We start from the raw sequence: 12,609 nt of genomic DNA on the forward strand, positions 1-12,609 counted from the left end.
TTGCAAGAGTTGACATATCAATATTTTTGTGCTAATAGCAACTGCTATTAGCACAAAAATTAATGCTACTCTATGATAGCTGACACGACGCCAGCACCTACTGTACGGCCGCCTTCTCTTATAGCAAACTTCAAACCTTCTTCCATCGCTATCGGTGTTATTAACTCTACTTTTATCGTTACGTGGTCCCCCGGCATCACCATCTCTACTCCCTCTGGTAACTGTATCGTCCCTGTTACGTCTGTCGTCCTAAAGTAAAATTGTGGCCTGTATCCATTGAAAAATGGTGTATGCCTTCCTCCTTCTTCCTTCGTCAATACGTATACCTGCCCCTCAAATTTCATGTGCGGCTTTATCGTCCCTGGCTTCGCCAATACTTGCCCTCTCTCTACTTCGTCCCTCTGTATCCCTCTTAATAACACTCCTATGTTGTCCCCTGCTTGCGCTTCGTCCATCGTCTTCCTGAACATCTCTACCCCTGTCACTACTGTCTTCTTAGATTCTGTCGTAAGCCCTATTATCTCTACTTCGTCCCCTACTTTTACTTTGCCTCTCTCTACTCTCCCTGTCGCAACTGTCCCTCTTCCCGTTATTGTAAATATGTCCTCTACTGGCATTAAAAATGGCTTGTCTATGTCCCTCTCCGGTGTCGGTATATATTCGTCTACTACATCCATTAACTGCCATATCTTCCCGCACCATTCGCATTCTCTCTTGCCACATCCACATTCTAATGCCTTTAATGCTGAACCTACTACTATCGGTGTGTCATCCCCAGGAAATTCATATTCGTTTAATAACTCCCTTACTTCCATCTCTACCAGCTCTATTAATTCTGCATCGTCTACCATGTCTGCCTTGTTTAAAAATACTACTATATACGGTACCCCTACCTGCCTCGCTAATAATATGTGCTCCCTCGTCTGTGGCATCGGACCGTCTGCTGCTGATACTACCAATATCGCTCCGTCCATCTGTGCTGCACCTGTTATCATGTTCTTTACGTAGTCCGCGTGACCTGGACAGTCTACATGCGCATAGTGCCTCTTCTCTGTCTCATATTCTACGTGAGTCGTGTTTATTGTTATTCCCCTTGCTCTCTCCTCCGGTGCCTTGTCTATCTCGTCATATCCTTTCTTCTCTGCTAACCCCGCATTCGATAATACCATCGTTATCGCCGCTGTCAATGTCGTCTTACCATGGTCTACGTGCCCTATCGTCCCTACATTTACATGCGGTTTCGTCCTCTCAAATTTTTGCTTCGCCATCCTTTTTTCCTCCTTTACACAATAAACTTATCCTAGTGTTTCTTAAAATTATGTCACAAAAGTGACATTTTATACATCTTAATTTCTGTTGTTAAAAACCAAACCTTCTATGATAAAAAAAAACTTTAACAACAAAATTGGAGCCCGCGACCGGGATCGAACCGGTGACCTCCGCCTTACCAAGGCGACGCTCTACCTACTGAGCTACGTGGGCAAAAGGGAAAATCACGACTCCGATTTTTGATTTTACTATAAAGTTTTCTAAATGTCAATAGTTAGCTGTTTCTCATTTCAAGATACCTTTCTAATTTTCTTTTTACCCGCTGTAATGCATTGTCTATAGATTTAACATGCCTATTTAGATCTTCCGCAATTTCTTGATAAGACTTGCCATCTAAATATGATACCAAGACCTCCCACTCTAATCCGCTTAATAATTCTTCCATTTTGTTTTCAATGTTAACGTATTCTTCTTTACTTATTATTAACTCCTCAGGGTCAGCAATACATTGGGTAGAAACAACGTCCAAAAGAGTCCTATCAGATTCTTCATCAAAGATAGGCTTATTGAGGGAAATATAAGAATTAAGCGGTATGTGCTTCTGTCTCGTTGCAGTTTTAATGGCAGTAATAATTTGACGAGTCACGCATAACTCCGCAAAAGCTTTGAAAGAGGAGAGCTTGTCACTTTTATAATCTCTTATTGCTTTGTAAAGACCTATCATCCCTTCTTGCATAATGTCTTCCTTATCGGCACCCACTAAAAAATAGGCGCGAGCCTTTGCTTTTACAAAGCTTTTATACCTCTCAAGAAGGTACTCTAAAGCGGCTTCGTCTCCTTTTTGAGCTCTAAAAACTACCTCCTCCTCTTCCATTTGGTCATATGTTTGATAGTAATCCTGCTGCGCCCCAGATTTCACCAATACCGCCCCCATTTATTATTCCAGCAACTTTATACGTTATAATTATACATTATATTGGTAAAGGTAGTCAAGCTAATTTTAGCTGTTTTCTGCCATTTTGCGCAGCTTTTTTACTATTTCACTATCTAAACGTTCTTCCAAATTGTCTTTATAAATTGTATTCATATAGCTTTTTTTATGGCTTTCAATATATTTGTTCATCTCCTCGTAAAGCTCTCTTGCAGACATTCTTATTGCACCATGAGCTAAAACCACCTGTTGCACAGTCCAATCAGAACTTACCACAATTACTCGCTCCTTTTTCGCTAATTCCACCACTTTTAACTCTATAAAGTGATCTGCCGATTCACCTTCTTTTGTGTAAACGACTTCAATCCCACTAATTTCTTCATGTTTTTCTAAACTTCCTTTTACATACATTGCGTCAAAAACTAAGATTATATTTATCCCTGAATATCCTCTAAAATCAGCCAATATATCTATTAACTTATCTCGCGCATCTTCCAAGCTTTTTTGCGCTTCTTTTTTTAAAATCTGCCAATTATTTATCACATTATAACCATCTACTAACATATACAAGAGAACATCACGCCTTATCTTTTCTTTTTGAAACTACCTGGTAAACTAAAAGAGAAGCAGCTACAGATGCATTTAAAGAATTTATCTTACCCTTCATAGGGATTTTAACTACAAAATCGCAATTTTGTAAAACTAATTTAGAAACCCCTTTTCCTTCATTTCCGATAACAAGAGCAACAGGAAAATCATAATCAATCTCTTCAAAGCTTTTTCCTCCATTTACATCTGTACCAACAATCCACAAGCCTCTTTCTTTTAAGTTTCGTATTGTGTTGTTAATATTTGATACTTTTGCTATTTTCATATGCTCCACTGCTCCAGCAGAAGTTTTTACCACAGTAGCGTTCACTCCAACTGCCCGTCTTTTTGGAATTATTATCCCATGGACCCCAAAAGCCTCTGCGCTTCTTATAATCGCACCCAAATTGTGAGGGTCAGTTATCTCATCTAATATCAACAAAAAAGGTTTTTCTTTCTTTTGCTCAGCATACTCTAAAAGGTCTTCTACTTCAAAATATTGATAGACAGCAGACAAAGCTACAATTCCTTGATGATTTTGACTGCCGGCCAGTTTGCTTAAAGTTTCATTATCAGTGGTAGAAACTACAATACCTGCTTCTTTTGCAAGATTTATTATTTTTGAAATATTACCTTTTGCTGTTTTAGAAATATAAATTTTTTCAATTTCTTTTCCACTTTTTATAGCTTCCATTACTGGATTTCTACCAAAAATTACATCCTGCTCTTTCATAACCATCACCTATTCCTCAATAACTTGTACAGAAAGCTCAAGAATATTTTTTAATCTTTCAAATTCTCCTGCAAGATATAGATAACCTAGTAAAGCTTCAAATCCCGTAGCATACCTATAGTCCTGTACTTCTACTCCTTTAGGTGTAGTATTAGACTTAATATTCCTTCCTCTTCTAACTATATCTTTTTCCTCTTCTGAGAGAAGATCATAAATTTTTTTTATAGATTCTGCCTGTGCTTGGGCTTTTACATACTTAACTGTCTCTCTGTGTAAAAATTTAACATGTTGGTTTTTTTGGGCTACAATCCTTGTGCGGATATACAAACTATACACGGCATCCCCAATAAAAGCTAAAACAAGGGGTGACAAACTTGACACCCCCTCCTTTTCAAGAAACTTGAAATTTCCTAAAGAACCCATCACATTCTTTTCCATCTTACTCCCTCTGGCGTATCTTCTAAAATTATTCCTTTTTCTCTCAGTCTATCTCTTATTTCGTCAGCTAACTTCCAATTCTTTTCTTTCCTTGCTTGTTGTCTTTTTTCTATTAAAGCCAGTATTTCCTCATCATCAATATCAGTTTTTACAGTTCTATAAAAAAGTCCTAAAATTTCTGAGAGTTTTAAAAACATATCCAAAATATATTTTACCAATTCCTTTGAAGAATTTCCACTTAGATTTATATTAGCAGTTTTTGCCATTTCAAACAAAACTGATATGGCATCTGCAGTATTAAAATCGTCATCCATTGCTTCTTCAAACTCTTTTTTATATTCTTCAAACTTTTCTACTATTCTTTTTTCTTCTTCGTTTAATTCTCTTTCTTTGCACACAGTCAACAAATGTTTTAAATTAGCCATCGCATTTAATAATCTTTCATAAGCAGAATTGGCCTGATCCATTAAATCTAAACTAAAATTAATGGGATTTCTGTAATGGGCCATAAGCATAAAAAGTCTTAAAACTTCAGGATGATACTTTTCTGTAATCTCTCTTACTGTAAAGAAATTTCCTTTAGATTTTGACATTTTTTCATTATTTATATTTAAATACCCTATATGCATCCAATATTTAGAAAATTGTTGACCATATAATGCTTCACTTTGAGCAATTTCATTCTCGTGATGAGGAAATATCAAATCAGGACCTCCTGCATGGATATCTAAAGTTTTTCCTAAATATTTCGTAGACATGACAGAACATTCTATATGCCATCCCGGTCTTCCTCTTCCCCACGGACTATCCCATGCAGGTTCACCAGGCTTTTGAGCTTTCCACAAAACAAAATCCAATGGATTTTTCTTTTCTTCGTTTATCTCAATTCTTGCGCCTGCTTGCAATTCTTCTATATTTTTGTGAGAAAGCTTTCCATAATCCTTAAATTTCGCAGTTTCAAAATAAACATTTCCATTTACCACATAAGCATAACCTTTATCGATTAAAATCTTTATAAATTTGACTATATCTTCAATATGCTCTGTCGCCTTAGGATGAACTGTTGCTCTTTTTATACCCAAATTATCTGCATCTTTAAAATATTCATGTATATATTTCTCCGCTAATTCTTTCGTAGTAACATTTTCTTCCTGAGCTCTTTTAATTATTTTATCGTCAATATCAGTAAAATTTTGAACGTAATTTACTTTATAACCTTTATATTCTAAATATCTTCTTACCGTATCAAATACAATAAAAGCCCTAGCATTTCCGATATGGATATAATTATATACTGTAGGCCCACAAACGTACATGTTCACTACCTTATCATTTAAAGGCTGAAATTCTTCTTTTGTCCTCGAAAGAGTATTATATAGCTTCATCCTTCTTTCCCTCCTTTGCAATTAAGATTTGTTCTAACTTTTCAACTCTTTTTCTTAATTTTTGCAATTCTTCTTCCACAGGGTCAGGAAGTTTGCCATGTTCTAAATCTACACCATAGGAAGAAGCTATACGTACATTATCTTTTTTCACACAGCGAGCAGGTACTCCAACTACTGTGCTATTAGGAGGTACATCTTTTAATACAACTGCCCCTGCACCTATTTTTGAATTTTCTCCCACTACAATAGGACCTAATACTTTAGCTCCACTTCCTATAACTACATTATTTTTTATAGTAGGGTGTCTTTTCCCTTTTTCTTTCCCTGTACCTCCCAAAGTTACCCCTTGATATATTGTCACATCGTCACCAATCTCTGTAGTCTCACCAATTACAACCCCCATACCGTGATCAATAAAAAATCTCCTGCCTATCTTAGCACCAGGATGTATTTCAATTCCTGTGAGAAATCTATTAAACTGTGAAATAAGTCGAGGAAGTAAAATTAAACCCTTTTTATATAAATAATGGGCAATTCTGTGCAGTATTATAGCATGGAGCCCAGGATAACATAATACAACCTCCAGCACACTTTTGGCAGCAGGGTCTCTTTCAAAAATAACTTGTATGTCTTCTTTTAAAGTCTTAAACAATACTAAACACCTCCTTAAAAATTTACCCCCCTCATCTCAGAGACGAGGGGGGACTCCCGTGGTTCCACTCTGCTTGAGCTTTAGACTCCACTCCTTTTAGATAACGGCACATGCCGGTAACCCCCTACTGAAATTTCAGGGATACAGCTCAAAGATGCACTTCTTATAACATATCCTCGAGCTACTCGCAGCCTATGGTAGCTCTTCTCTGAAGGCTTATGTTATAATACTCTTCTTCTCATCGCTTTTTTCCTTTATTAAATTTATCGCTCTTTTAAGCCTATTTATCACTTTATCTTTCCCTACAAGTGGAATAATCTTCACCAATTCAGGTCCATGGTCTTCTCCTGTTATTGCTACTCTGATTGGCATGAAAAACTCTTTTCCTTTTACATTTGTTTGTTTCTGCAATTTCTTAAGCAAATCTTTTACGTATTCTTCTGTTAACTGTTCTGATTCTTCTATGGCTCTTTTGACTCCCTCTAACACAATTTTACTGTTTGGGTTCTCTTCTAATATTTTCATTGTTTCCTCAGAATAGTCAACCTCTTCTACAAAAAACATCTTAGCTTTTTCAATAATTTGAGCCACATATTGAAGCCCGTCTTTGTAAAGAGATATTACATCCTTTAGCCAATTATACATCATATCATTTATTTCGTCAATGTATCCTGCCCTTCTTAAATGTGGAATAGCCAAATCTACAATTCTTTCAACAGAGCTTTTTTGTATATACTGTTGGTTCATCCAATTAAGCTTTTCAATGTCAAAAACAGGATTAGCACTGTGAATCCTTCTAAAATTAAATTTCTTTATTATTTCTTCTTTTGACATGATTTCTACATTATCCTCCGGTGACCAACTTAAAAGAGATAAAAAGTTAAACATAGCCTCTGGCAAATATCCCAATTCTCTATACTGGCCTATATAAGTATTCCCATGCCTTTTAGAAAGTTTAGTCCTATCTGGTCCCAATATTAAAGGTGCATGGGCAAATGTGGGAATCTCAAATCCTAAAGCTTTATAGATGAGTATCTGTTTAGGAGTATTGTATATGTGGTCTTCTCCTCTTATTACATGTGTAATCTTCATAAGAGCATCATCAATTACAACTGCAAAATTGTAAGTAGGCATTCCGTCTGATTTGACAATTACCATGTCCCCACCTAAAGTATCACTTTTTATTGTAATTTTCCCTTTTATCATGTCTTCAAACTCTATGACTTCATCGTCAGGAACAATAAACCTTATTACAGGTTTTCTCCCTTCTTTTATAAAAGCCTCTTCTTGCTCCTTTGTAAGATACCTACACCTTCCAGAATAACGAGGTATATCTCCTCTTTCCACAGCCTTTTTCCTATCTTCTTCTAATTCCTCAGGAGTGCAATAGCATCTATATGCTTTTTTTTCTTCAATAAGTTTCTGAGCAAATTTATGATAAATTGCAAGTCTTTCACTTTGCCTATAAGGGCCATAAGGCCCTGGTTTGTCTGGCCCTTCGTCCCATTCTATACCTAACCACTCTAATTCTTTAAAAATTAATTCTTCAAAATCTTTTGAAGACCTTTCTAGATCCGTGTCTTCAATCCTTAAAACAAAAGTAGCTCCTTCACTTCTTGAAAAAAGATAATTAAACAAAGCAGTTCTTATATTCCCTATATGAATAGCTCCTGTAGGGCTTGGCGCAAATCTAACCCTCAAATTACTCATGTGTGTCACTCCATCCTTTTTTGTTAATGTTACTGTACTAGATTTAATTATAACAAATTTTGCGCTTTTTAAATAGATGAAGTGACAATTGTGTGTAAAATTCTGTAGATTAGGCGACGTTTTGCGCTAAGCGCTCGACTTGACTGAACAGTTGCTAAGCTTAGCAAGAGCAAAAGATGAAGGCGGGTCCGGAGGCAAGGATACTGGAGGCGGGCACCTGAGGCATGGGAGACGATTGTGCCCGGAATTCCGCCAGAATCTGAAGTCGAGCGTTAGTTTAGCTGTGAGGTCACCGGAGCAAGCAGTGCAAACGTCAGCTCTAAAAACTTTATTTTAAATTCATGTATTTGACTGTAACTGTAGGAATAGCACCTAATTCCTCTGCTAATTCCTCCATAAATTTTTCTTTGCCTCTTACATTCAAAGTAATAAGACCACTGCCATTTTGTGAATCATGTATTCCAAACCTTGCAATTATTTGGTCACCATGTTTTGTCAACACTTCTTGAACTTTTGGGCCAAATTCACTCCTTTTCTCCACACTAATACCCATTATATAAATATTCACAAGAGTCCCTCCTTTTTAACCTTTTGACAAATATTTTTTCACATAAAAACTTCCTTTATACAAAACAAGGGATTCCTTTAAGGAACCCCTCACATCTTCTCTTTTATAATATTTTTCACCTTTTCTACAACATCAGAAATTTTTACCTCTTCTGCTTCTTCATTTTCCCTCAATTTTATTTCCACTATTCCATCACTTACTTTTTTCCCTACAGTAATCCTTATAGGTATTCCTAACAAATCGGCATCATTAAATTTGACACCAGCTCTCAAATCTCTATCATCTATCAAAACCTCTATTCCCTCTTTTTGCAAAGCAGCATATATATCTTCGGCTACTCCATTTTGAGCTTCATTAGAAACATTGACAGGTACTATAATCACATGATAGGGCGCAACACTCATAGGCCATATAATGCCTTTATCATCATGATTTTGTTCTATAATAGCAGCCACTGTTCTATTAATTCCTATACCATAGCAGCCCATTACTATTGGCTTTTCATTGCCTTCTTCATCTACATATTTAGCTCCTAAAGCATCACTGTACTTCGTTCCTAATTTAAAAATATGCCCAACCTCTATCCCTCTGTCAATCTTAAGAGGTGAGCCACATCTGGGGCATTTATCTCCTTCAATAACATTTTTGATATCCGCCACAACATCGGCTTTAAAGTCTCTACCATAGTTTACATTTTTAATATGATAATCTGTCTCGTTTGCCCCTACTATAAAATTCCTCATTTGCGGAATCTCATTATCTACTATTATCATTACTTCACCTTTTAATCCTATAGGTCCTGCAAATCCAACTTCTGCGCCTGTAACCTTTTCCACTATTGATGCATCTGCCAATTCTAATTCCTCTTCTCTTATTTCCAAAATATTTAAAAGCTTTGTCACATTTAAGTCCCTATCCCCTCTAACTAATGCTGCTACAACTTTGTCTTTTGCTTTGTATATAAGAGTTTTTACAAACTTGTCAGAAGTAATCCCTAAAAATCCAACCAACTCTTCAATTGTTCTAACATTTGGTGTATATACTTTTTCTTTTGGCAACATCTCTTCAACTATTTCTTGATTGATAAGGCATTCTGCCTTTTCCTCATTTGCAGCATAGCCACAATTGTCACAATAAGCTATCACTGCTTCCCCTACACTAGATATTACCATAAACTCTTTTGAGTCTTTTCCTCCCATAGCGCCTGAATCTGCTTCTACCACCAAATATTTAAGCCCACATCTATCAAATATTCGGCAATAAGCCTCATACATTTTTTCAAAGGATTTATCCAAACCTTCCCAATCCACATCAAAGCTGTAAGCGTCCTTCATTATAAATTCTCTACTTCTCATGACACCAAATCTCGGGCGCCTTTCATCTCTAAACTTAGTTTGAATTTGATATAAAATAAGAGGAAGCTGCCTATAAGACTTCACTTCATTTCTAATAAGGTCTGTAAAAACTTCTTCATGTGTAGGTCCTAAGCAAAAGTCCCTTTCATTTCTATCTTTTAGCTTGAACATCTCAGGGCCAAATACATCCCATCTTCCACTTTCTTTCAAAAGTTCTGCTGGAATAAGAGCAGACATTAGTACCTCTTGGCTGCCAGCTCTGTCCATTTCTTCTCTTATAATTTGCTCCACTTTTCTAAGTACCCTTTGCCCTAATGGCAAGTAAATATATACCCCCGAAGCCAATTTCCTCATCAATGCAGCTTTTAACATTAAAATATGACTGGGAATTTCAGCTTCAGCAGGAATTTCTCTTAAAGTCGGAACTAATAATTGCGATAACCTCATTTCCATCCTCCTAAGTGCATAATTTTAAGTAAATTTTATTTTACCTACTTTTTTATGTCAACATCTAATTCTTCTAAACTAACAATAACATAGGCTTTTATTCCCTCTTGTCTACCTGTAAAACCTAATCCTTCCTCTGTTTTTGCTTTTACATTTATTCTTTTTTTTTCAATTTTTAATAATTCTGATAATTTTATTGTTATTTGCTCTTTATAAGGAGATAACTTAGGCTTTTGCGTTACAATAATACAATCAACATTATTTATTCTAAATTTATTCTCTATCATTGCCAACACTTTTTTTAATAAAAGGCTACTATCAATATCTTTATAGGCTATTTCCGTATCAGGAAAGTGCTCCCCTATATCTCCTAAACCAGCTGCTCCTAAAATAGCATCAATTAAGGCGTGTATCAAAACATCTGCATCAGAATGGCCTGCCAAACCTTTATCATGGGGAATTTCTACTCCCCCCAGTATTAACTTTCTTCCTTTTTTAAACTTGTGGACGTCATATCCTAACCCCACTCTCATTTTAACCATCCTTTACTCTAAAATTCCCTTCTTTATCAACTTCTAAACTTATACTTATATCTCTTGAAAAGCGAGATGGTTTAATCTTTTTTACAAAATTACCTTTGTTAGTCTCAATATATACCTCCGAAACAAAAGGCTCTCTTGCAGAAATGCGATATTCCCCCTCAGGTTTTAAATTCAGATGCCACACAAATTTGCCAAAGATATCATAGCTTGTAGTATTTTCACTCCTATCTAACACTACTATTTTCTTGTCAGTTATGATACTCAAATATGATACAACTTTTTCTAAAATAGAAACTTTGGGTTTTTCTTTCACCTCTAATATTTGTTGCAAATAAGGAATAGATTTATTTAAAATTCCAATATGGCCTGTTTTAACAATAAATTTTTCTCCTTCTACTCCCAACGCGCTCTTTTTAAGGACTGTACCATCTCCTTTGTCATCCCTTATCACCCCTACTGGTTTGCCGTCTGGCCATACTATGTCACTTACCGGTTTTTCTACCTGAATAAACTTATTAGTATATATTCCATCTCCTGAAAAAACATAGATTTTCTTGACTCTGTCGTATAAAACTCCTACCTGTTCATTTAGACTATTCAAAAACTCATTTATAACTTTCATATACTCAACATTTTTAAACAAAATTTTATCATATCGAGTAGGATACATAAAAATATAATTTCCATATTCGCGAGAAGGCATTAAGTCTTTTACAGAAGGGATATATTTTCTAATAACAGTGATAGCGTCACTCTCTCCTTTAATTTTTGAAAATATCCACAAGAACCCTTTAAAGAGTAAATTTATAAAATCATCATCCTCTGGAGGCACAGTCCCCCCTTCCCAACCATAATAAGCATTTGTCGCTCCAAAATGGGGAGTAGCTAAAAATATCAATCTACCCACATCAAATTGATACTTATCGCTTTGAATATAACTTCTTGCCAAAAGTCCTCCCATGCTATGGCATATCAAATCTACTTTAGGGCTGCCAGTCTTAGCTTTCGCCTCTTCAATAGTCAGTTTAAGGGTATCAACAGAATCCGGCACTCTTTTCCACCATTCATAATAACATATAAATAGATTTTTCCCTTCTACTAGGCCTAACTTGCCCAAATTTTCTATAAAAGGGCTATAAGCATGTGACGCAGGGCCAAAACTCCATATTTTCCCCAAAGGAGTTGGAGTAAAAATAGAGCCAAATATCCCGTGCACAAAAACTACAGGGGTATCCATACAATCACCCTCATATAACTTAATAGAAAATTCTCTATTAAATTATATGAGGATTTTTATAAAACGTTATTTTTCAAGAAGGCTTCTGCCACAATCAAATCCTCTGGCGTAGTTATTTTTATATTTCTATAATCTCCTTCAACTACTTTCACTTTATAACCCAATCTCTCCACTAACACTGTGTCATCTGTCCCTAAAAAACCATCTTCAAGTGCCTTTTGATGAGCTTTAATAATCAAATTCCTTTCAAATACCTGAGGAGTTTGAATTGCCCATAAATATTTTCTATCAGGAGTATTTAAAATAAAATTTTTTTCATCAACCACTTTTATAGTATCTTTCACAGGTACTCCCAATGCAACTGCTTTATACAAATAAGCTTCTTTTAAAGCTTTTAAAACTACTTCTTTCTCAATTAAAGGCCTTGCTCCATCATGAATTGTTATAATTTCGCAATTTCTCTCTGTGTTTATAATTCCATTATAAACAGAATATTGCCTCTCACTACCTCCTTCAACTAATTTAACTGGTTTTTTGAAAAAATACCTTTTTATTACATTTTCTTTGCAGTATTCTATTTCTTCCTTTGATACAACAACAACAATTTCTTTAATCCAATCAATTTCATCAAAGGTTTTGAGAGAATAATACAAAACTGGTTTTCCGGCTATAGGAAGGTACACTTTATTTACTGTGTGACCCATCCTAATGCCCTTGCCTGCCGCTACTATTACCGCACTTACATTCATTTTCT

At 35.6% G+C, this 12,609-nt stretch carries 13 protein-coding genes, 1 tRNA gene and 1 other annotated feature; all 14 genes read right to left on the minus strand.

What is annotated here, in order from left to right; translation table 11 throughout:
• Nucleotides 1-65: 65 nt before the first annotated feature.
• Nucleotides 66-1,268: an elongation factor Tu gene (gene tuf, locus TMATH_RS09730; RefSeq protein WP_012995915.1), complete on the minus strand. Its 1,203-nt coding sequence runs from the start codon at nucleotides 1,266-1,268 to the stop codon at nucleotides 66-68.
• Nucleotides 1,269-1,406: 138 nt separating this feature from the next.
• Nucleotides 1,407-1,482, minus strand: a tRNA-Thr gene (locus TMATH_RS09735).
• Between the two features lie 61 nt (nucleotides 1,483-1,543).
• Nucleotides 1,544-2,188, minus strand: a complete 645-nt coding sequence (gene sigH, locus TMATH_RS09740) for an RNA polymerase sporulation sigma factor SigH (RefSeq protein WP_013150806.1) — start codon at nucleotides 2,186-2,188, stop codon at nucleotides 1,544-1,546.
• Nucleotides 2,189-2,269: 81 nt separating this feature from the next.
• Complete coding sequence (locus TMATH_RS09745; protein WP_198002306.1) at nucleotides 2,270-2,764, minus strand: NYN domain-containing protein; 495 nt, start codon at nucleotides 2,762-2,764, stop codon at nucleotides 2,270-2,272.
• A gap of 13 nt (nucleotides 2,765-2,777) precedes the next feature.
• Complete coding sequence (gene rlmB / locus TMATH_RS09750; protein WP_041591719.1) at nucleotides 2,778-3,521, minus strand: 23S rRNA (guanosine(2251)-2'-O)-methyltransferase RlmB; 744 nt, start codon at nucleotides 3,519-3,521, stop codon at nucleotides 2,778-2,780.
• Between the two features lie 9 nt (nucleotides 3,522-3,530).
• A complete protein-coding gene (locus tag TMATH_RS09755) occupies nucleotides 3,531-3,959 on the minus strand; it encodes a Mini-ribonuclease 3 (protein ID WP_013150809.1) in 429 nt (142 codons plus the stop codon).
• A complete protein-coding gene (gene cysS / locus TMATH_RS09760; protein WP_013150810.1) occupies nucleotides 3,944-5,344 on the minus strand; it encodes a cysteine--tRNA ligase in 1,401 nt (466 codons plus the stop codon). The genes TMATH_RS09755 and cysS overlap by 16 nt, the downstream gene beginning before the upstream one ends.
• Entirely contained in the window at nucleotides 5,331-5,996 is a 666-nt protein-coding gene (gene cysE, locus TMATH_RS09765) for a serine O-acetyltransferase (RefSeq protein ID WP_013150811.1), read from the minus strand. The genes cysS and cysE overlap by 14 nt, the downstream gene beginning before the upstream one ends.
• A gap of 35 nt (nucleotides 5,997-6,031) precedes the next feature.
• Nucleotides 6,032-6,247 (minus strand) — a binding site (T-box leader).
• Entirely contained in the window at nucleotides 6,213-7,706 is a 1,494-nt protein-coding gene (gene gltX, locus TMATH_RS09770) for a glutamate--tRNA ligase (RefSeq protein ID WP_013150812.1), read from the minus strand. It overlaps the preceding feature by 35 nt.
• 328 nt (nucleotides 7,707-8,034) lie before the next feature.
• Nucleotides 8,035-8,274 (minus strand): hypothetical protein, encoded by a 240-nt coding sequence (locus TMATH_RS09775; protein WP_013150813.1) that lies wholly within the window; start codon nucleotides 8,272-8,274, stop codon nucleotides 8,035-8,037.
• Between the two features lie 89 nt (nucleotides 8,275-8,363).
• On the minus strand, nucleotides 8,364-10,076 hold the full coding sequence (locus TMATH_RS09780; RefSeq protein WP_013150814.1) for a proline--tRNA ligase: 1,713 nt from the start codon (nucleotides 10,074-10,076) through the stop codon (nucleotides 8,364-8,366).
• 44 nt (nucleotides 10,077-10,120) lie between these two features.
• Complete coding sequence (gene ispF, locus TMATH_RS09785) at nucleotides 10,121-10,618, minus strand: 2-C-methyl-D-erythritol 2,4-cyclodiphosphate synthase (protein ID WP_198002289.1); 498 nt, start codon at nucleotides 10,616-10,618, stop codon at nucleotides 10,121-10,123.
• Nucleotides 10,611-11,855, minus strand: a complete 1,245-nt coding sequence (locus TMATH_RS09790) for a lipase family alpha/beta hydrolase (protein ID WP_013150816.1) — start codon at nucleotides 11,853-11,855, stop codon at nucleotides 10,611-10,613. Before TMATH_RS09790 ends, ispF begins: the two co-directional genes overlap by 8 nt.
• Nucleotides 11,856-11,911: 56 nt before the next feature.
• Entirely contained in the window at nucleotides 11,912-12,604 is a 693-nt protein-coding gene (gene ispD / locus TMATH_RS09795) for a 2-C-methyl-D-erythritol 4-phosphate cytidylyltransferase (RefSeq protein ID WP_013150817.1), read from the minus strand.
• Nucleotides 12,605-12,609: the final 5 nt, after the last annotated feature.

The organism is Thermoanaerobacter mathranii subsp. mathranii str. A3, from assembly GCF_000092965.1.
Lineage (GTDB): Bacteria > Bacillota > Thermoanaerobacteria > Thermoanaerobacterales > Thermoanaerobacteraceae > Thermoanaerobacter > Thermoanaerobacter thermocopriae.